The organism is Pseudomonas sp. T8, assembly GCF_024610635.1.
GTDB classification, from domain to species: Bacteria; Pseudomonadota; Gammaproteobacteria; order Pseudomonadales; family Pseudomonadaceae; genus Aquipseudomonas; species Aquipseudomonas chlororaphis_I.
The window spans coordinates 722,453-742,681 of the sequence record NZ_CP102374.1; the positions used below are offsets into that span (position 1 = coordinate 722,453).

The window sequence follows — 20,229 nt, forward strand, 5'->3', positions numbered from 1 at the left end:
TCATGGAACTGTACGAACTGATCACCTTCACGCTGCGTGTACGCACCCCGGCGCAAGCATTGCCTCGCCTGCAACAAGCCCTGAATGACCCGCCTGATGGTATTCGATTGATGGGCTGCTGGTTGTCGGAAATCGGCCAGCAGAACCGGATTGTAGTCCTTCGTGGATTTGCCGATACCAAAATCCGCCAGCAGGAACGAGAGCGCTGTCTGCTGGCCAACGACGCGTTCGGCATCGGCGAGTTCGTGTTGAGTCAACAGATTGAGGACTATCGGCTTTTCCCGTTCCTTGAACCTTTACCCCCAGGGGCCCATGGGCCGTTCTACGAGCTGCGTGAATACGACCTGGTGCCTTCGGGGCTGGCTCCGACGCTTGCTGGCTGGCGCAAGGCGGTGGGTCCACGCACCGGTGACGCCTATTCATCTGTGTATGCGGCGTTCTACGCCACGAGTGGGAAGCTGCCGCGCTATCTGCATATCTGGCCGTACTCGAGTCTCGAACAACGCTTGCAGGTGCGCACCCAGGCTGTGAGCGATGGTGTGTGGCCACCCGTAAACTCCGCGCCGCAATTGCAAGAGATGCAGTCTTCGGTTTACTTGCCGGCGGCGTTTTCACCCTTGCACTGAGCATCGGCCAAGGATGATTTTCTGTTCCAGGTTGCCTTAAATTTATAAAAGAGGGGCGATGATGAGCGACAAATTGGCTGGTATTTCAACCTTCATGATCGCCGCCGAAGCGGGTAGTTTTTCCGCGGCTGGGGAACAGATTCACTTGACCCGCGCCGCCGTCAGCAACGCCGTGGCAAGGCTGGAGAAACGCCTGGGTGTCAGGCTATTCCAGCGTACTACTCGCAGCTTTGCCTTGACCGAGGATGGCCTGTTGTTCTACGAGCATTGCACTCGCGCGCTGGCCGAGATAGAGAGCGTGGTCGCTTCGTTCGACTCGAGGCGGGATTAGCCGAGCGGACGGCGATCCTGCTGTGCGTGCGACTGTTGGCGTTGTTCATCCGGATTGCCGGTCGCCAGTTGCCTCAGATCGGCAAACCTGGTGAGGGTTATCCGGGTGTAGGTCGCGGCGACAGCGCCGATGTTTTACTAGAGGCACACTGAACGACGATGCGCATTATCCAGTGTGCCACGGGGTTTACAGGATGTTCAGCGGGTAGCTGATGATCACTCGATGCTCGTCACTGTCCCGTTGGGTGGACACTCCGGTACGCAATGAGGCGTGACGCAAGGCAATGCTCAAGTCTTTGAGCGGGCCTTGCTGAATAACATAGCTCACGGTCAGGTTGCGCTCCCACTCACTTTTGTCGCCTGTGGGGGTGCGGATGTTCGAGCCGCTTTCGTACATGCCCAGGAAACTCAAACCGGGAACCCCGACCTTCGCAAAGTCATAGCCATAACGAACCTGCCAGGTGGTTTCCCCGGCACGCTGGAACTTGCCGATCATCGATTCAGTCATGAAATAGGCGGTGGAGCCGTCACCCTGGTTCAACCACACCGCATCGCTGTCGCCACTGACTTGCTGCAGGCCGGCGGCGAGGGTATGGCCGTTCAGCAGGTAGGTGAATTGTGCGCTGTCCAGGCGACTATCGACCTTGCCTTTGGTCACGCCGTTGCCGTAATAACCGAAGGTGAAGAAGTCGGGATCGTGGCCGTTGGCGCCATCGGAACGGTTATCAAAGTGACGCAGATCGGTGCGCAGGGTACCGGGGCCTACCTGCATATCGTATTTGAGGCCCAGGAAGTTCTGTTTGTAAAAGTCCTGCAGGTTGCCGTAGTAGTACTGCAAGGTCAGGTCTTTGGTCGCTTTGTAGTCCACGCCGCCGTAATAGAACTTGTTGACGAACTCACCGGTCTGCGGATTGTTCGCCCCCGGTATCGACATGCCCATCTGGTTGCTTGAACCACGACCTTTGACATGTTCCAACTGCCCGAGGGTGAAGGTGACGTTCTCCAGGTCCTTGGACTGGATCTGCCCGCCATTGAAAGTTTGCTGCAGCATTCGGTCAGTGGACATCACCACCGGCAACATCGGCACCAGCGTGCCGTATTTGAGTTCGGTGTTGGAGAACTTGGCCTTGGCCGTCAGGCCCAGGCTGCCGAACTCATCCACGGCACGACCATCGCTGTCGGTCGGGAAGATATTGCCGTTGAAGGCAGTGCTCTGGGGGTTGTAGTGCCGGCCCTTGCCGGAGTCCAGCCGGATACCGTACATGCCAATCGCGTCGACACCGAACCCGACGGTACCCTGGGTGTAGCCGGACTGAAAGTTGGCGATGAAACCTTGACCCCATTCCTGAGTGTAATTGGGGGCGGTCGCGCCGCTGCGGTTGTCGGCATTACTGAAAAAGTTGCGCGCCAGCACGCTGAGCTTGCTGTCTTCCACCAGGCCGGCGGCGTAACCCTGTTGAGCGATGATCAGGCCGCAGATACCGGCGACTACTTTAGGTGTGCGATTGAAAAGCTCCATCGGAGTCATCCCCATGCTGTTGTCGAGTGTGGTGAGAGGGCAGTCGAAGGCGGCAGTGAAGTGCTTATTGTTTTTTGGCAGCGGCGATGGTCGGCGAGACGTTCAGCCTCACCGGCGGCAAGCGGTACAGGATCAGCAGCGCCAGCACCCCGATGCCCGCGCACAACAGCAGGCCGACCCCCACCGACTGGGCCAGCGCGTCCCGGGCCAGCGCCAGCCATTGCGGCTGTCCGAGCAGGGCCGGGTCATGGCGCAGCAGCACCTGCGGGTCGGCGTAGGCCTTCAGCCCTTCGGCCTGGCCCTGGGCGAGAAACAACCGCTGCAGGTTGGCGCTGTACAGCAGGTTGACCAGCACGCCCATGCCGGCGGTGCCGAGCAGGCCTCCTACTAGACGCAACGATTGGGTCAGCGCGGTGGCGATCCCGAGGAACTGGCGCTCGGCGAGGGTCTGGGTGAAGACCGTGAGGTTGAGCAGGATGAAGCCCAGCCCGAGCCCGGCCAGCAGGATCAGGCCGAGCAGCAGGTTGAACGAGGCACCGCGGCCGACCACGGCCAGGCCCACGCAGGCCAGCAGTAGCGCGGCAAAGCCACACAGTGGCAACAGGTTCGGATTGCGCAGGCGGGTGACAATGCGGCTGTTGACGATGGCCCCCAGGGTGATGCTCAGCGCCAGCGGGGTGATCAGCAGGCCGGCGTCCTGCGGGGAGTAGCCGTAGCTGCCTTGCAGCAACAGGGGCAGGTAGAACAGCAGCGAGAACATGATCGCGCCGGCGGCCATCGACAGTACGAACAACAGCCGCATGCTCACCAGGCCAAACAGCGCCGCCGGCAGCAGGGCGTGCTGGCAGCGTCGCTCCCAGAACCACAGGGCGATACCGGCGGCCAGGCAGCCCAGGCCTAGCGCCGCGCTCAAGGCCAGGCTCGAATGCCCCAGCCATTCGACGAACAGTTGCAGGCTGCCCAGGGCCAGGGCGATCAGCAGCGCGCCGGGCCAGTCCAGGCTGATCTTCAGTTGCTGTTGCGGGCGGTAATAGGGCAGGTAGCGCCAGGCGAAAAACAGCGCCAGGCCACCCAGGGGCAGGTTGAGATAAAACACCGAACGCCAGCCGAACGCCCCGGTCAGGTAACCCCCAAGCCCAGGGCCGATGGCGTTGACCACGCTGAACAGGGCACTGAGCAGCATCTGCCAGCGCAGGCGTTGGCGGGTGTCGGGAAACAGCTCCGGAATGCAGGCGAAGGCGGTGCCGATCAACATGCCGCCGCCCACCCCCTGCAAGGCGCGACCGATCACCAGCAACAGCATGTCGCCGGCCAGGGCGCAGAGCAGCGAGGCCAGGGTGAAAATCAAGGTGGCAGCGATCACGAAGGGTTTGCGCCCGTAGTAATCGCCCAGCCGGCCAAAGATCGGGATGGTGACGATGGAGGCCAGCATGTAGCCGGTGGCGACCCAGGCGTAGAGCTCGAAGCCCTGCAGCTCGGCGACGATGCTCGGCAGGGCGTTACCGATCACCGTCTGGTCGAGCGCCGAGAGCATCAGCACCAGGGAGATGCCGAGCATCGCCAGCAGGGCCTGCCTGAAGCTCAGGGGCGGATGGGGCGCCGTGCTCATCATCGCTCCTCAGTTCAACGCTGCGACGGCCGCGGCGATCCGCGAACAGCCGGTGTCGAGGGTCTGGATATCGGTAGCGATCGACATCCGGAAGAATGGCGCCAGGCCATAGGCGGTGCCCGCCACCACGGCGACGCCCTGGCTTTCCAGCAGGTACATGACCACGTCCGAATCGCTGTCCAGGCGCTTGCCCTGGGCCGTGGTCTTGCCCAGCAGGCCGCCGCAGTTGACGTAGAGATAGAAGGCGCCGTCGGGCTTGCGGCAGCTCAGGCCAGGGATGGCGTTGAGCAGTTCCAGGCAGCGATCGCGGCGTTGCTGGTAGACCGCCACGCTGTCCTTGGCGAAGCTCTGGTCGCCGTTGAGCGCCGCCACGGCGGCGGCCTGGCTGACCGAGCAGGCATTGCTGGTGGATTGCGATTGCAGGGTGGCCATGGCCGCGATCAGATCGCCGGGGCCGGCGGCGTAGCCAATGCGCCAGCCGGTCATGGCGTAGGTCTTGGATACGCCGTTGACCACCAGGGCGCGTTCGCTCAACGCCGGTTCGATGGCGAGGATGTGCGGGTTGTCCAGGCCTTCGTAGCGGATGTGTTCGTAGATGTCGTCGGTCATCAGCAGCACCTGCGGATACTCCAGCAGCACATCGGCCAGGGCACGCAGTTCATCGGCGCTGTAGCTGGCGCCGGTGGGGTTGCTGGGGGAGTTGAGCAGCAGCCAGCGGGTGCGTGGGGTGATGGCGCCGCGCAGTTGCGCCGGGGTCAGCTTGAAGCCGTGTTCTTCCGGGCAGGCGAGGGTCACCGGTGCACCTTCGCAGGCCAGCACCATGTCCGGGTACGACACCCAGTACGGCGCCGGGATCAGCACCTCGTCGCCGGCGCCGAGGGTGGCGGCGAAGGCATTGAAGATCGCGCTCTTCGCGCCGCTGGTGACCAGGATCTGCTGGGCGTCATAACTCAGGCCGTTCTCGCGAGCCAGCTTGGCGACTATGGCCTGGCGCAGCTCTGGGGTGCCGGCGTTTTGCGTGTAGCGGGTTTCGCCCCGTTCGATGGCGGCGCTGGCGGCCTGGCGGATGTGCACCGGGGTATCGAAGTCCGGTTCGCCGACCACCAGGTTGATGATCGACTTGCCTTGCCGGCGCAGTTCGTTGGCCCGATCGGAAGCGGCGCTGCTGGGCGATGGTTTGATGCGTTGCACACGGGCGGCGATGCGGGAGGCGGTCACGTGGCGTTCCTCGTTGATGACGTTGACGAGGCCCTACAGTACGAGGCGCTTGCGCGGCCGCCATAAGACGAGATCGTTCTGGTCTGATAGGCAGTGCTTATGGCTGCAAGCGTGCAGCCCCTGCACCGCGTTGGTGCGCTCAAGCCGGGATGCCTGTCGCGGGCGGTTCTGCGTGCGGCCGCCAGCCAGCCATAGCAAAGCCTTATGGTTAAGCCCTGGCGTTGATCGGGTGAGGGGGCATTCCGGGCTGGCCTGGCTCTTGCTAAAGCCCGTGGGCTGTCTTCTTTTTTCGAGCAAGAGCAACGCCACCGTGAACCTGCGCCGTTTGAAGTACTTCGTGAAACTCGTCGATATCGGCAGCATGACCCAGGCCGCCGATGTGCTGCATATCGCCCAGCCGGCGCTCAGCCAGCAACTGGCCACGCTGGAGGCCGAACTGCAACAACAGCTGTTGATCCGCACCAAGCGCGGCGTGACCCCGACCGAGGCGGGCAAGGTGCTGTATGGCCATGCGCAGATCATCCTGCGCCAGTGCGAACAGGCGCAGAGCGACGTCAATGCCACGGGGCAGGCCCTGTCCGGGCAGGTGTCGGTCGGCCTGGCGCCGGGCACCGCGGCGTCGGCCCTGTCGTTGCCGTTGTTGCGCACCGTGCGCGAGCGCCATCCCGGTATCCTGCTGTACCTCAACGAGAACTTCGGCACCACCTTGAGCGAGCTGATCATGAACGGCCGGATGGACATGGCCGTGCTGTATGGCGGGCGTGAAGTGCATGGCCTGAGCTTCGTCTCGCTGCTGCGCGAGAACCTCTACCTGGTCAGCGCCGACCCGGCCATCGACCAGCGCGAGTCGATCCCGCTGGCCGAGCTGGCGGACCTGGACATGCTCCTGCCGCGGCCCTACAACGTCATGCGCCGGCTGGTGGACGAAGCCTTCCTGCGCATCGGCATGAGCCCGCGGGTGGTGGCCGAGATCGAGTCCTCGATCACCCTGAGCGCGGCGGTCGCCGAGCATTTCGGCTCGACCATCCTGCCCGAGTCCTCGGCGCGGGTGATGGTCGAGGACAAGGCGCTGTACCTGTGTCGCATCGCCGAGCCGGAGATCGAGGCGCCCCTGGCGTTGTGCCTGTCCGGCCACCTGCCGTTGTCGGTGCCGGCCCAGGCGGTCAAGGCGATCCTCCTGGAACTGGTCGCGCAGATGCGCGGCAGCCTGATCTGAGCGGTCATAAGCACGGCTTATCTCGCCAAAGCCAAAGCGTCTTGGCCGCCTTTGGACGGGCTCGCTACATTGGCCCCATCCACTCAAGACCGCTCGACAGGCAGGGGGCCACCCATGGATTCAGAACGCATCAAGGGCTTGATCGATTTGCTCGCCGAGTCCGATCTGCTCGAGCTGAGCCTGACCGAAGGCGACACCACGGTTCGTCTTTTTCGGCAGGCCGGCGCGGTGCAGGTCAGTGCGCCATCGCTCGCTACGCCGCTGGGGCAACCGGCCCCGGTAGCGCCCGAGGTGGCGGCCCGGGCCGATGCCCCGGCGGCGCTGGAGGTCAAGGCCAGCCTGTACGGCGTCCTGCACCTGACGCCCGCCGTGGGCGAGCCGCCCTTCGTCGCGGTCGGTGAGCAGGTCGAGGCCGGGCAGACCCTGGCGATCATCGAGGCGATGAAAATGTTCCACCCGGTCAAGGCCAAGTCCGCCGGCAGGATCGACGCGATCCTGGTCCAGGGCGGCGCCGAAGTCGAAGCCGGCCAGCCGCTGTTCCGTCTCGGCTGACCCCACGCCCATCCGTCTTTCAGGTGAATTTCATGTTTGACAAAGTGCTGATCGCCAACCGTGGCGAAATCGCCCTGCGCATTCAGCGTGCCTGCCATGGCCTGGGGTTGCAGACCGTGGTGGTGCATTCCGAGGCCGATCGCCATGCCCGTTATGTGCAGAACGCCGACCAGGCCCTGTGCATCGGCCCGGCGTCACCCACCCAGAGCTACCTGAACCAGGCGGCGTTGCTGTTCGCCGCCAAGGTCAGCGGCGCCCAGGCGATTCATCCGGGGTATGGCTTTCTTTCGGAAAACGCCGGTTTCGCCGAGCGCATCGAAGCCGCCGGCCTGACCTTTATCGGTCCGAGCGCCGACTGCATCCGCACCATGGGTGACAAGGTCGCCGCCAAGCGCGCCATGCGTGAAGCCGGCGTGCCCTGCGTGCCGGGGCCGGACTCGGTGATGCCGAGCGACGATGAAAGCATCCTCGCCATCGCCCGAGACATCGGCTACCCGGTGATCGTCAAGGCCGCGGGTGGCGGTGGCGGGCGCGGCATGCGGGTGGTCGAGGAGGAGGGCGCGTTGCTCGCCGCCATCGCCTTGACCCGCGAAGAGGCACGCCAGGCCTTCGGTAACCCCGAGCTGTATATCGAGAAGTTTCTCGGCCATCCGCGGCATGTGGAAATCCAGGTGTTGTGCGATGCCCATGGCAACGCGATCTGGCTGGGCTGCCGCGATTGCTCGCTGCAACGCCGGCACCAGAAGGTGCTTGAGGAGGCGCCGGCGCCGGGCATCGTCCCAGCGCTGATCGCCAGGGTCGGCGAGCGTTGCGCGGCGGCCTGCCGGCAGATCGGTTATCGCGGCGTCGGCACCTTCGAGTTTCTGTATGAGGACGGCGAGTTCTTCTTCATCGAGATGAACACCCGGCTGCAGGTCGAGCACCCGGTGACGGAGATGACCACCGGCATCGATATCGTCCAGCAGCAACTGCGCATGGCTCGGGGCGAAGTGCTGCAGCTGCGGCAGCAGGATGTGCAGCTCAACGGCCACTCCCTGGAGTGCCGGATCAACGCCGAAGACCCGCTGACCTTCATGCCCACCCCCGGGCTGATCCAGCGCTGGGAGGTGCCCGGCGGCTTTGGCGTGCGGGTCGATTCCCATGTCACCAGCGGTTATCGGGTGCCGCCTTACTACGACTCGATGGTGGCCAAGGTCATCACCCACGGCGCGACGCGTGACGAGGCCATGGCCCGCATGCGCCTGGCCCTGAGCGAAATGTGCGTGGAGGGCATCAGCACCAATATTCCCCTACACCGCGACATGCTCGACGACCCGGCGTTCTGCGCCGGTGGCGTGGACATTCACCATCTGGAACGCTGGCTGCAACAACGGAGTCCGACATGAGTACTGCTTCAGTATCGCCGCGTATCAGCCAGCTGGGCTCGACGGCCTTGCTGTTCGAAGCCCCTGGTGAGCTGGACCTGGCGCCGCAACAACGGATCTGGAACCTGGCGCTGCAGGCCGGCCAGTGGCCGGGCATCGCTGAAGCGGTACCCGGTATGAACAACCTGATGCTGACGTTCAGCACGCCGCCGCGCGACCTCGACGGCCTGTGCGAACGTTTGCTCGACGCCTGGGAGCGTTGCTCGCCGCTGCCCATCGAAGGGCGCATCGTGGAATTGCCGGTGGTGTATGGCGGTGAGTTCGGCCCGCACATGGCCGATGTCATCGCCCATACCGGGCTGGACATCGAGACCATCGCCCACCTGCATTGCGCGCCGCTGTACCCGGTGTACGCCCTGGGCAGCCATCCCGGCTACTGCTACCTCGGCGGCATGGACCCGCGCCTGGCCACGCCACGGCGCCAGGTACCGGTGCTGGACATCGTCGCCGGCTCGGTATCGATCGGCGGGGTACAGACCGGGGTCTCCGCGTCGGCGGGGCCCAGCGGCTGGAACACCATCGGCCGCACCGAGATGGCGTTTTTCGACCCGACCCGAAACCCTCCGGCCATGCTGCGGCCGGGCGACATGTTGCGCTTGCGCATCGAGAGGATCATTCGATGATCGAGATTCTATCGGCGACCGCCCTGGCCACGGTGCAGGACTTCGGCCGCTTCGGCAGCCTGGGCTACGGCGTCGGCACCTCCGGCGCCATGGACCGGTTGGCGCTGGCCCTGGGCAACCTGTTGCTGGGCAATCCCCAGGACGCGGCGGCCATCGAGATTCCGCTGTTTCCATTCGAGGTTCGCTTCCTTGCGGACTGTGCCTTCGCGGTGACCGGCGCCGCCGGCGAGGCGACCCTGGATGGCCAGCCGCTGCTGCCGTTCTGGGTGGCGCAGGCCCGGGAAGGGCAGGTGCTCAGCCTGGGTTATCCGGTCTCTGGCAGCCGCGCTTATTTGTGCCTCGCCGGTGGGGTGGATGTGCCCCTGGTGCTGGGCTCGCGCAGCACTCAATTGCGCGGTGAGTTCGGCGGCCTGCACGGACGAGCCTTGCAGCAGGGCGATCGGCTTGCGGCGTTGCGGCCTGGGCCGAGCGTGCTGCCGACTGATTTCGGGGTGCGCTCACCGAGCCTGGCGCTGCCTCTGGAGCATGACGGGCTGCCCGCCATGCGGGTGCTGCCGGCGGCGGAGTACCCGTACTTCCAGGAACAATCCCGCGCGGCGTTCTGGGCCGGCGAGTGGAAGATCACCACCCAGAGCAACCGTTACGGCTACCGGCTCGAAGGCATGCCGATCCTGCCTTCGGCGCCTATGGAAGTGCGCTCCCACGGCATCGTCCCGGGGGTGATCCAGGTGCCCCATGGCGGGCAGCCGATCATTCAGATGCGCGATGCCCAACCCAGTGGCGGCTACCCGAAATTCGGCACGGTGATCGAAGCGGACCTCTGGCGCCTGGGCCAGGCGCCGATCGGCAGCAGGGTGCGTTTTATCGAATGCAGCTACGCCGAGGCCGTCGCGGCCCTGGAAGACAATCAGCGCTACCTCGAGGAAGTTCGCCGGCTGGTGGAACTCCACGGGCTGGCCTCGCGTTAAGGAAGCTCAAGCATGACCAATGAGGAAATCCGCCAGTTGGCGGTATGGCTGAAGGAAAACCATCTGGCTGGCGCGGAAGTGCGGAGTCCGGGCCTGCGCCTGCTGCTCAAGCGTGGCGGCGAGACGGCGCCTGCAGCATTGGCCGCGCCGGCAGCGAGTGCTGCCCCGGTGGCGGCGTGCGAGGAACTGAAGACCCCCGGCCTGGGCTGCTTGCTGTTCAAGCACCCGGGGCAGGCCGAGGCCCTGGCCGCGCTCGGCAGCCGGGTGCGGGCCGGGCAACTGGTGGCCTTGCTGCAAGTCGGCGACCTGCTGTTGCCGGTGCGCAGCCAGCAGGCCGGGCAGGTGGCGGCGGTGTTGGTGCCCTGTGGCACCACCGTCGGTTATGGCCAGGCGTTCATGCGCCTGAATGCGGCCTGACAAGGCAAGGGGACAGCAGATGAACATCGATTTGAACGCCGATCTGGGCGAGGGCTTCGGGCCCTGGCGCATGGGCGAGGATGAGGCGCTGATGAGCCTGATTTCCTCGGCGAACGTCGCCTGCGGCTTCCATGCCGGCGATCCGGTGATCATGGACAGCACCGTGCGCCTGGCCAAGGCGGGCGGCATCGACCTGGGGGCCCATGTCGGATTTCCCGACCTGATGGGATTCGGCCGGCGGCAGATGAACATCGAGATCAAGGAACTGGCGACCTACGTGGTCTATCAGCTCGGCGCCCTGGCGGGCATGGCGGCGGTCAACGGCCATCGCATGACCCACATGAGCTTTCACGGAGCCCTGGGCAACAGGGTCGCCGCCGACGCGGCGCTGGCGGAGCCTCTGGTGCGCGCGGTGGCGGCGTTCGACCCGGGGTTGATCATCAGCTCGTCGAGCAGCCGGGCGATAGAAAGCGCCGCCGAGAAAAGCGGCCTGCGGGTGGCCACCACCTTCCTGGCCGACCGCGCCTACGACGATGACTGCCTGCTGGTGCCGCGCCAGGTGCCGGGCTCGGTGATCAAGGAGCCGGCGGCGGTGCTGCAACGGGTTCGCCAGCTGCTGGAGGAGGGCACGCTGACCAGCCTCAGTGGCAAGCGCATCGCCGTGCCGGCGCACTCGATCCTGCTGCACGGCGACACCCCCGGCGCGGTGGAACTGGCGCGCACCATTCGCCGGGAAATCGAGCAGGCCGGCGGCCGTATCACGCCGATTTCGCAGCTGCTGGCGTAGCTCGCGCCCGGTCATAAGCAGGGCTTATTGCCACACAGTCATTCCGTCTTGGCCCACGGCTTCAGGGCTGGATAGAGTCGAGGTCAGGGCGATCGGCTCGAGATCGGCATATTACCGGACGCGGCGCCTGGCGCTGTCGCCCCCGCAAGAGGACAGGTTCATGGCATTTTCTGATTACACAACCGCGCTGGTCACCGGCGCTTCTTCCGGCATCGGTGCCGCGGTGGTCGAGCGGCTCAGCCAGGAGGGGATCCAGGTGCACGCCCTGGCCCGCAGTGCCGACAAGCTGCAGGAACTGGCGGCCAGGACCGGCTGCATCGCCCACGCCATCGACGTCACCGACCTGGCCGGGCTGACACGGCTGTTCGAGACGCAGCGCTTCGACATCCTGGTGAACAACGCCGGGGTCGACCGCCCTGGCTCGATTCTCAAGGCCGACGCCGAAGGCATCGACCTGTTGATCGACGTCAACCTGCGTGCGGTCCTGCACCTGGCGCGCCTGGCATTGCCGGGGATGGTCGCGCGCGATTGCGGGCACATCATCAACATCAGTTCGATCGCCGCGGCCTACAACTTCGGCGGCAATTCTACCTACCATGCGACCAAGGCGGCGGTGAGCATGCTCTCGCGACAACTGCGCATCGATGCCTTCGGCAAGCGGGTGCGGGTCACCGAGATCTGCCCGGGGCGGGTCGCCACCGACATCTTCGCCCATGTCCATGGCGACTCCGAAGAGACCTACAAGCGCTTCGTCGAAGGCTTCGAATTGCCCCAGGCCAAGGACATCGCCGACGCCATTGCCTTTGCCATTGCCGCGCCGATCGCGGTCAACGTCGGGCACATGGAAATCACCCCGACCCTGCAAGTGCCCGGCGGCCTCTCCACCGCCCGCCCCGAGGATTACCAGGGCTGAGTGTTCCCTTGCCCCCGGCATTTCAGAAGAACGGCCCGAGCCGTCATCGCAACACCCGCGCCATGGCCGTGCCTGGCGCCTTGTTCCTGCCCTTAGCCCAATGCCGATAGGGATTGACCATGAAGCATGACTTCGATTTGGCCGCGATTCTGCGAGGCGAATACGCCGAGCTGATCGTCAAGGGTATCGAAATAACGCTGCAACTGGCGTTGTTCGCCTGGCTGCTGGCGATGGCCCTGGCGCTGTTGCTGGTGACCGTGCGCCTGACCGGCAATAAGTTCGCCGACCGCCTGGTGGCCGCTTACGTGTCGTACCACCGCAATGTGCCGACCCTGGTGCAGTTGATGCTCTGGTACTTCGGCGTGCCGACCTTGCTCAGCGAGTCCACGCAACTGTGGCTGGCGAACTACAGCACCGAATACCTGTTCTCGGTGATCGCCCTGGGGTTGTGCCAGGCCGCGTATTTCTGTGAAGACATCCGCAGCGGGCTGCGCGCCATTCCCGCGGGGCAGACCGAAGCCTCCAGGGCCCTGGGCCTGGGGTACGTGCGCTCGATGCGCTACGTGATCCTGCCGCAGGGCGTGCGCAACTGCCTGCCGTCGCTGATCAACCACACCGTGTTGCTGTTCAAGAACACCAGCCTGGCCATGGCCATCGGCGTGGTGGAGCTGACGTACGCCACCCGCGAGGTCGAGAACTACAGCTTTCGCACCTTCGAGTCGTACCTGGTGGCCACAGTGTTTTACCTGATGTTTTCACTGCTGTTGATGGGGCTCGGCGCGCTGCTGGCGCGGCGCTTCAACAAAGCCTTGGCGAGGTAGGGGACGATGTTCGATATCTTCTCGATTCTGCAGCAGAACTGGACCCTGTTCCTCATCGGCCAGTACCCGCACGGCCCCCTGGGCGGCCTGGCGAGCACCTTGATCCTGGCGGCTCTGGCGCTGGCTCTGGCCTTTCCTTTCGGTTTGCTGCTGGCGCTGGCGCGAGTCTCGCCCTGGGCCGGGCTGCGCTGGGTCGCCACGGTCTGGGTCTATGTGCTGCGGGGCATCCCGCTGCTGATGGTGATCTTCTGGACCTACTTCCTGGTGCCGTTGCTGATCGGCCACAACATCACCGGGTTCGTGACCATGCTCTGCACCCTGGTGATCTACCAGAGCGCCTACCTGTGCGAAATCATCCGCGGCGGCATCCAGGCCTTGCCCGCGGGGCAGTACGAGGCGTCCCGGGCGCTGGGCCTGGGCTACCTGCGCACCACGGTCTGGGTGATCCTGCCCCAGGCCCTGTACAACGCGTTGCCGAGCCTGATCAGCCAGTTCATCTCGATCATCAAGGAAACCTCCCTGGGCTACGTGATCAACGTCCAGGAGGTGACCTTCGCCGCCAACCAGGTCAACAACCAACTGCTGACCCAGCCGTTCCAGGTGTTTTTCATCCTGGCGGTCATCTACTACTTGCTGTGTTTCGGCCTGACCCACCTGGCCGGCTGGGTGGAGCGCCGTATCGCCCGCAAACGCCGGGGCAACGGTGCCGCGGCCCAGACCGGCGACCCCTTGCTGGCTATCGATAATTGAAGAGGGTTGCGCCCATGCATCCGATGATCATGTTTTCGAAAATCAATAAATGGTACGGCGACTACCACGCGCTGACCGACATCACCGCCGAGGTCAAGCCCGGTGAAGTGGTGGTGCTGTGCGGGCCCTCGGGCTCCGGCAAGTCGACCCTGATCCGCACGGTCAACCGTCTGGAGGATATTCAGAAAGGCCAGATCCTGTTCGACGGCCAGGATGTCCACGGCACCGACGGCAACCTCAACCGGCTGCGCAGCCGGGTGGGGTTCGTGTTCCAGAGCTTCAACCTGTTCCCGCACCTGTCGGTGCTGGAAAACATCACCCTGGCGCCCACTAGGATCCGCGGCCTGAAAGGCTCGGCCGCCCGGCACAAGGCCATGGAACTGCTCGAGCGGGTCGGCCTGGCGCACAAGGCCGGGGCCTATCCGGCGCAGTTGTCCGGCGGCCAGCAGCAGCGAGTGGCGATTGCCCGGGCGCTGGCGATGGAGCCGCCGGTGATGCTGTTCGATGAACCCACCAGCGCCCTCGACCCGGAAATGGTCGGTGAAGTGCTGAACGTCATGAAGGGCCTGGCCAAGGATGGAATGACCATGATGTGCGTGACCCACGAGATGAATTTCGCCCGTGAAGTCGCCGACACCATCTGGTTCATGGACGCGGGACAGATTCTGGAAAAGAGCACCCCCGAAAGCTTCTTCAACCAGCCCGCGCACCCGCGAGCGCAACGTTTCATCGCCGACCTGCGCGCTCACTGAGGCGCGGCGGTGTTTGCCACCTCTGCCACCAGACGTTCCAATTTCAGGAGTTATATTCCATGAGTATGAAGCAGCTGTTTGTCACGCTGGCGTTAGGTCCCTTAGCTGTTGCGGCAGCCCAAGCCGATCAGTTGAGCGATGTCATGGCCAAGAAGTCCCTGAGTTGCGGGGTGTATGCCGACGTGCCGCCGTTCTCCGCCCCCGATCCGCAGACCCGCGAGCTGGTGGGCATGGACGTCGACCTGTGCAAGGCCCTGGCCAAAACCCTGGGTGTAGCGCTGGAGCTCAAGCCGTTGTCGGTGGAGGCGCGGATTCCGGAAGTGAAAATGGGCCGGGTCGATCTGATCTTCGCCAACCTGGCCTACACCAGGACCCGCGCCGAACAGATCCAGTTCAGCGACCCGTACTACGTCGCCAAGGAAACCCTGGTGGTGCGCGCGGCCAATGCCGACAAGCCGAAGAGCTTCTTCAAGGACAAGCGCATCAGCTCCACCAAGGGCTCGACCTCCGAGCAGTCGATTCGTCTCGCCGGGGCCACGCCTGTGACCTTCCAGGACACCGGTTCAGCCTACATGGCCTTGCAACAGAACAAGGTCGTAGGCCTGGTGACCAACACCATGACCGCGCTGAAACTGGTCAACCAGGCCAAATCCAACGGTGTCGAACTGGCGCTGGCCAAGGAACCGATGGCGCTGGAGCCGATCGGCGCCGGCATGCGCAGAGATGAGCCGGCCTTCCTGGCCAAGGTCAACGAGTCGTTGATGGCAATGGAGAAGGCCGGGGAGATCGACGCGATCTGGGACCGCTGGATCGGTCCGAATACCGAGTACAAGATGCAGCGAGAGGACAAGGTCCAGAGCCTGGCCGACTTGAAGTTTGAACCCTTGCCTTAAGTTCCGATATCCAGCTATGACGGAACAAGCCCGGCGAGTTAAAACGCTGGGCTTTTTAGCGATATAACGAACCGTTCATAACCGGTACCAACAATCCAATTGAGAGGCCGCTGTTCAAACCCTTTGACATGGGAGGCAAACATTCGACCTAGGTCGTGACGCAAATGCTGCCCGTGGTGCATGTGGTAAGGCATTCAACCATCTACCGCCGCATCTGCTGGCCAACCCAGCTCATGAGGTGGTAGCAGGTCACGCCCTGTTAAGGGCTCCTGGCGGTGTAATGTTCGAACAGGATGCGGAGTGCCTGAGCATGCTCTAGGGCGACTCCACAGAAAGCCATTGAAGTCTCAAAGCGCTCGCCGGGATGTGTGGGGATGTCTTCGAGCAGTAGCAGGATCTCGTTCTGTAGATCTGCCGAGCGGGTGAGCATTTCCTCAAGTGTCATATCGTCAGACTTCCCTTCAGTACATCGATGACCCCGATTCGTCCGTTCGATGCCCCGTGCTTCGCCGGTAATCAGCGCGATTTGTCGTACAAGTGGCTTCATCAGGTATCTGCGATACTCTCTAGGTGTGGCTGAGGGGAGAGTAGGGGAGCAACGAGCTCTTTGTATCGACTTCCCCCAACAATCCAGACTCCCGGAGCTCTTTGACGTGTTTGAATATTTCTTGGGAATCCTTTTATGAAAGGGCGACGAAAAGCTAAAAATGTTCGTAACTGCTTGAAATTAATACTGTTTATTGCATGGGTGCCCGAGCAGAAAAACTTGACATTTTTAAAGTAACAAATCGTAAGATGTCCACATTCCATGGAATGTCGACACTATCATGCTTCTGTGCTATCCAAATATTAAGGAAATTACCCATGTCTCGTTTGGCTGAATATCGCAAACTCGAACAACAACTGGCCATTCAACTGGCGGAGCTGGAGTCTATGAAAAGTGACTCCAGCTTAAAAAAAGAGATGGAGTTTGAGAGTAAGCTGCGGGCTTTGCTCGGCGAGTATAGTTACAGCCTGAAGGACGTGATCAGTCTACTTGATCCGCAGTCCGCTCGTCGTGTACCTGCCAGTGAACCGAAAGCCAGTAGCCGTAAGCCGCGCCAGGTGAAAACCTATAAGAACCCACACAGTGGTGAGGTTGTTGAAACCAAGGGAGGGAACCATAGAACTCTCAAACAATGGAAGACTGAATTCGGATCAGACACTGTCGAGTCTTGGCTGACCAATTGATTCTGGTATAAAAACAAAAGAGCCCTATGTGGGCTCAATTTTTTTGATGCGCAGTTTTAACGTTTGATGTGCCTAGGGGCACCCTGAAAAAGACTTCCTGATTTGGCAAAATCCACGGACACCTGTCACCGAGTTTTCCGATGAAACAGATGGCCTTTGCCGATGCCGAGTATGCCGGAAAGCGCAAGCAAACCCGCAAGGAATTGTTCCTGATCGAGATGGATCAGGTGGTGCCATGGAAGGGGTTGATCACCCTGATTGAACCGCACTACCCGAAGGGTGAAGGTGGTCGTCCGGCTTATCCGTTGATGGCGATGCTGCGCATACACCTGATGCAGAACTGGTTCGGTTACAGCGATCCGGCGATGGAAGAAGCGCTGTACGAGACCACGATCGTTGGCGGCAGACATTTTGGGCGTGATCAATAGCTACCTTGGCGATCGCGGCCTGTCATTGCGTCAGGGCACCATCGTCGATGCCACGCTGATCCATGCGCCCAGTTCGACCAAGAACAAGGACGGCAAGCGCGACCCTGAAATGCACCAGACCAAGAAAGGCAACCAATATTACTTCGGCGCGAAAGCGCATATCGGTGCCGGCGATGGGTCGGGGCTGGTGCACAGCGTGGTGGTCACGGCGGCCAATGTCGCGGACATCCCCCAGGTCGACAAACTGCTGCATGGCGAGGAAAACGTGGTGTGCGCTGACGCCGGTTAGAAGCGTTCTGAACATGAAGGTCGCCAGCGGCCCGACGCAGCAGCTACAAGAAACATGGAAAGCGCAGTGCCTTGTACAAGGCGCTGCGCAAGATCGAGAAAGCCAAGGCTCAGGTGCGGGCCAAGGTCGAGCATCCCTTCCGGGTGATCAAGCGCCAGTTTGGTTATACCAAGGTGCGGTTCCGAGGCTTGGTCAAGAACACCGCAGGCGGCACACTACTGGCTCGACTATGTCGGCATTGGCCGCTTCGAAGGCGAGTTGGCAAAAAACCTTTCCTACGGTGGTCAGCTTGAGGATCACCGAGCGCAATACAGGCTTGCCCAATAGCTAGTCTAAGATTTTTCGGTAGGTTCCTTGGCTATACGTTTACTGGGTATCGCTGTCGACGGGATATCAATGTAAAGAGGGGGGATAACTTTCTGGGATTGTTAACTCTGTTTATCTTTTTCCTTGGCGCCGACCACCCGCTACAGACCGGGTGTAAGAAGTTCGCTAACAGTGATTCTCCAAGCCATGTCCCAGCGATTGCAAAAACAACGCGAACAATTCGGGCTGCGAGGAAATATCAAGCTTTCTGTAGAGATGTCGCCGATGTACCTTGATGGTTTCAGGAGAGATGCCCAGAAGGCTTGCAATGGCTTTGGTGGAATGGCCTCGGAGGATGAGCTGGGCGGTCTCCATCTCGCGTTCAGACAGTACGGACAATCCGAATTGACCGAGAGCGTCCCTCATCTGAGAGGTTTCCGCAGCGCTGGTCAGTTGCAAAGGCTGGCTGTATTCCTGCCAATGATGCTCCATCAGCGCTAACACCCATGGGCAGATCGTGGTCAGGATTCCGTGCTGCTCGAGCGTAAAAGGCTGACGTGTGGCCAATGACAGCGACAATGCTCCTTGGCCAGGTACCCGCACAATGAACTGCTCCTCATCTTCCAACACATTGGCGTGGAAGTAGCTGAGGAAGTACTCGGATTGGCGAAACTGGTCAGGGGCTACTTCCTCCAAGCGATGCAGTCCGCTGGAAATTCCGTCGCGACAGGCTTGGTAGAAAGGGTCGAGTTGGTACAGGCCATTGAGATAGGCAGGCATGGCCGGACCATCATGTGGTACGGCATCGTATAGTTCCAGTACTACTGGCGCGCCACTACCTGGATAAAAGATTGCCAACGCATGGTCGAACGGCACCCACTGCTGCAACAACAATGTCAGCTGCGTCCAAAAGCGGGGCCGCCCAATATGCTCGATCACTCGGCCTAGGTTGGAGTGCATGCTGACTTCGCGAAATATCTGATGCATTCCCATGTCCCTGAAAAGTACCGTCGGTTTTCCTCCACTTCATGTATCTGCGTCAAGAGGCGTAACTCCTTACGGTGATTGGCCGTGCGCTGTCGCCCCACTAGATTGCGTCCGGGTGGCGTCCCTCATGAAGGTCGCGCCCTCGTTCTTTCTTGCAGTCTTATTCTCAAAGGAGTCCCCATGCGCGCTCGTCAACTCGGTATCACTGTAGGAGTCGGTACCACCGGCGAATTTAATGCTATTACCGATGTCCCCGGGGTTCGCGTCGGCCACAGTACCCTGATTTTCATTGCCACCGACGGCAAGCAGATCCGTACGGGCGTGGCGGTGGTGCAACCGCGCGCCGGTGAGGCGCGTCTCGATCCTTGTTTCGCGGGCCTGCATGTACTCAACGGCAACGGAGACGCGACGGGCCTGGAATAGATTCGCGAGGCTGGCTTGTTGAGCAACCCCATCGCCATCACCAATACCCACAGCGTTGGTGTCGTGCGTGATGCGCTGGCTGATCCCTCAGAGTACTGGTGTATGCCGGTGGTTCTGGAAACTTACGATGGGTTGCTCAACGATATTTGGGGGCAGCATGTCAATCCCAAGCATGTGCGCGATGCACTGGCCAGTTCGAAATCCGGTCCAGTGGCCGAAGGCGCAGTGGGCGGGGGGACGGGTATGATCTGCCATGAGTTCAAAGGCGGTACTGGCACCGCCTCGCGCAAACTCTCGACGGAGCAAGGAGGCTGGACGGTCGGCGCGCTGGTGCAGGCCAACCATGGTCAACGTCAAGAGTTGCGCGTCGACGGCTACCCGGTGGGTCGGGTGCTGGGCGACATTCCGTCGCCATTTGCTGATCGTGGCGAGCCAGGAATGGGCTCTATCGTGGTGATCATTGCTACGGATGCCCCTTTGCTGCCGCATCAGTGCCAGCGTCTGGCACAGCGCGCATCCATCGGCATTGCGCGTACCGGCGGCGGTACCGAAGATGCCAGCGGCGATCTCTTTGTCGCCTTCTCCTGTGCGGACCAGAAGCTGCCTCCGGCCGCCTACGGACGTAAAGGCGTGCCTTTTGCCATGCCGGTCGAGATGCTCAACAACGACCACATTACCCCGTTGTTCATGGCGGCGGCCGAAGCCGTGGAAGAAGCCATCATTAACGCCCTGCTGGCCGGCGTCGATATGCAGACTGCCGACGGCGTGCTGGTGCCCGGCCTGGGTGGTGAACGCCTGCTGCATGCGCTACGCGAGGTTGGCTGGCGCGGCTAAGAATCACTGCCGTCTACGACTGCCGGTCATTCCACCGACTACCCCCGGCAGGGTAACCCGTTGCAGTGATTACCATGCCGTCCTGCCCCCCTCATACTTGTCACCAGCCCTTTGATAGCTGATCGGGCTGGAAACACCGACTGCTCAATGAGCGTGCTCCTCCCTTTGCGTGTCGCACGAGAAATTTCTTGAAGTGCCCGAGAAAGGTCGCCTTGAAGGCGGTGGTAGAGCTCTGAACAATCCCCCCTCAATTTTCTCGAGTAGTCAAAATGATTTGCCCTCGTGTTCTCGTCCTGGAGAGCCACCTGTCCCAA

General features: G+C 62.2%; 19 protein-coding genes and 2 pseudogenes. 17 read left to right on the forward strand and 4 right to left on the reverse strand.

From position 1 onward, the window contains the following. Positions 1-2: 2 nt before the first annotated feature. On the forward strand, positions 3-626 hold the full coding sequence (locus NRG23_RS03155; protein ID WP_257373726.1) for an NIPSNAP family protein: 624 nt from the start codon (positions 3-5) through the stop codon (positions 624-626). Positions 627-687: 61 nt separating this feature from the next. Further along, a complete protein-coding gene (locus NRG23_RS03160) occupies positions 688-957 on the forward strand; it encodes a LysR family transcriptional regulator (protein ID WP_257373727.1) in 270 nt (89 codons plus the stop codon). A 186-nt stretch (positions 958-1,143) separates the two neighbouring features. Here NRG23_RS03160 and NRG23_RS03165 read toward each other — a convergent pair whose 3' ends face one another. The 3 genes from NRG23_RS03165 to NRG23_RS03175 all read right to left on the reverse strand — a co-directional run bounded on the left by NRG23_RS03165 (position 1,144) and on the right by NRG23_RS03175 (position 5,302). Then, positions 1,144-2,475 (reverse strand): OprD family porin, encoded by a 1,332-nt coding sequence (locus tag NRG23_RS03165; protein ID WP_257373728.1) that lies wholly within the window; start codon positions 2,473-2,475, stop codon positions 1,144-1,146. A 64-nt stretch (positions 2,476-2,539) separates the two neighbouring features. Continuing rightward, entirely contained in the window at positions 2,540-4,084 is a 1,545-nt protein-coding gene (locus NRG23_RS03170; protein ID WP_257373729.1) for an MFS transporter, read from the reverse strand. A gap of 9 nt (positions 4,085-4,093) precedes the next feature. Beyond that, the gene (locus NRG23_RS03175) at positions 4,094-5,302 is read right to left on the reverse strand and encodes an aspartate transaminase (protein WP_257373730.1); all 1,209 of its coding nucleotides are present in this window, start codon (positions 5,300-5,302) and stop codon (positions 4,094-4,096) included. Between the two features lie 310 nt (positions 5,303-5,612). Between NRG23_RS03175 and nac the strand changes: the two genes are divergently transcribed. The 14 genes and pseudogenes from nac to NRG23_RS03245 all read left to right on the forward strand — a co-directional run bounded on the left by nac (position 5,613) and on the right by NRG23_RS03245 (position 17,658). Continuing rightward, positions 5,613-6,518, forward strand: a complete 906-nt coding sequence (gene nac, locus NRG23_RS03180; protein WP_257373731.1) for a nitrogen assimilation transcriptional regulator NAC — start codon at positions 5,613-5,615, stop codon at positions 6,516-6,518. A 114-nt stretch (positions 6,519-6,632) separates the two neighbouring features. Then, positions 6,633-7,070: an acetyl-CoA carboxylase biotin carboxyl carrier protein subunit gene (locus NRG23_RS03185; RefSeq protein ID WP_257373732.1), complete on the forward strand. Its 438-nt coding sequence runs from the start codon at positions 6,633-6,635 to the stop codon at positions 7,068-7,070. Between the two features lie 32 nt (positions 7,071-7,102). Then, on the forward strand, positions 7,103-8,455 hold the full coding sequence (gene accC, locus NRG23_RS03190) for an acetyl-CoA carboxylase biotin carboxylase subunit (protein WP_257373733.1): 1,353 nt from the start codon (positions 7,103-7,105) through the stop codon (positions 8,453-8,455). Beyond that, complete coding sequence (gene pxpB / locus NRG23_RS03195) at positions 8,452-9,117, forward strand: 5-oxoprolinase subunit PxpB (RefSeq protein WP_257373734.1); 666 nt, start codon at positions 8,452-8,454, stop codon at positions 9,115-9,117. The genes accC and pxpB overlap by 4 nt, the downstream gene beginning before the upstream one ends. Next, the gene (locus NRG23_RS03200) at positions 9,114-10,085 is read left to right on the forward strand and encodes a biotin-dependent carboxyltransferase family protein (RefSeq protein WP_257373735.1); all 972 of its coding nucleotides are present in this window, start codon (positions 9,114-9,116) and stop codon (positions 10,083-10,085) included. The genes pxpB and NRG23_RS03200 overlap by 4 nt, the downstream gene beginning before the upstream one ends. Positions 10,086-10,097: 12 nt before the next feature. Next, positions 10,098-10,502: a biotin/lipoyl-containing protein gene (locus NRG23_RS03205; RefSeq protein ID WP_257373736.1), complete on the forward strand. Its 405-nt coding sequence runs from the start codon at positions 10,098-10,100 to the stop codon at positions 10,500-10,502. A 19-nt stretch (positions 10,503-10,521) separates the two neighbouring features. After that, positions 10,522-11,289, forward strand: a complete 768-nt coding sequence (locus NRG23_RS03210) for a LamB/YcsF family protein (protein ID WP_257373737.1) — start codon at positions 10,522-10,524, stop codon at positions 11,287-11,289. Between the two features lie 160 nt (positions 11,290-11,449). Continuing rightward, positions 11,450-12,202 carry an SDR family oxidoreductase gene (locus NRG23_RS03215; protein WP_257373738.1) on the forward strand — a complete coding sequence of 251 codons (753 nt, stop codon included), beginning with the start codon at positions 11,450-11,452 and terminating at the stop codon, positions 12,200-12,202. A gap of 119 nt (positions 12,203-12,321) precedes the next feature. Next, positions 12,322-13,023, forward strand: a complete 702-nt coding sequence (locus tag NRG23_RS03220) for an amino acid ABC transporter permease (RefSeq protein ID WP_041988132.1) — start codon at positions 12,322-12,324, stop codon at positions 13,021-13,023. A 6-nt stretch (positions 13,024-13,029) separates the two neighbouring features. Next, positions 13,030-13,773, forward strand: a complete 744-nt coding sequence (locus tag NRG23_RS03225; protein ID WP_257373739.1) for an amino acid ABC transporter permease — start codon at positions 13,030-13,032, stop codon at positions 13,771-13,773. Between the two features lie 23 nt (positions 13,774-13,796). Further along, the gene (locus NRG23_RS03230) at positions 13,797-14,525 is read left to right on the forward strand and encodes an amino acid ABC transporter ATP-binding protein (RefSeq protein ID WP_257375124.1); all 729 of its coding nucleotides are present in this window, start codon (positions 13,797-13,799) and stop codon (positions 14,523-14,525) included. Between the two features lie 59 nt (positions 14,526-14,584). After that, positions 14,585-15,418: an ABC transporter substrate-binding protein gene (locus tag NRG23_RS03235; protein ID WP_257373740.1), complete on the forward strand. Its 834-nt coding sequence runs from the start codon at positions 14,585-14,587 to the stop codon at positions 15,416-15,418. An 864-nt stretch (positions 15,419-16,282) separates the two neighbouring features. Then, on the forward strand, positions 16,283-16,648 hold the full coding sequence (locus NRG23_RS03240) for a histone-like nucleoid-structuring protein, MvaT/MvaU family (RefSeq protein ID WP_257373741.1): 366 nt from the start codon (positions 16,283-16,285) through the stop codon (positions 16,646-16,648). Between the two features lie 140 nt (positions 16,649-16,788). After that, positions 16,789-17,658, forward strand: a pseudogene (locus NRG23_RS03245) (IS5 family transposase). A 199-nt stretch (positions 17,659-17,857) separates the two neighbouring features. Here NRG23_RS03245 and NRG23_RS03250 read toward each other — a convergent pair. Further along, positions 17,858-18,658: a LuxR family transcriptional regulator gene (locus tag NRG23_RS03250; RefSeq protein ID WP_257373742.1), complete on the reverse strand. Its 801-nt coding sequence runs from the start codon at positions 18,656-18,658 to the stop codon at positions 17,858-17,860. Between the two features lie 180 nt (positions 18,659-18,838). Here NRG23_RS03250 and NRG23_RS03255 point away from each other — a divergent pair. Beyond that, a pseudogene (locus tag NRG23_RS03255) lies at positions 18,839-19,915 on the forward strand (P1 family peptidase). Positions 19,916-20,229: the final 314 nt, after the last annotated feature.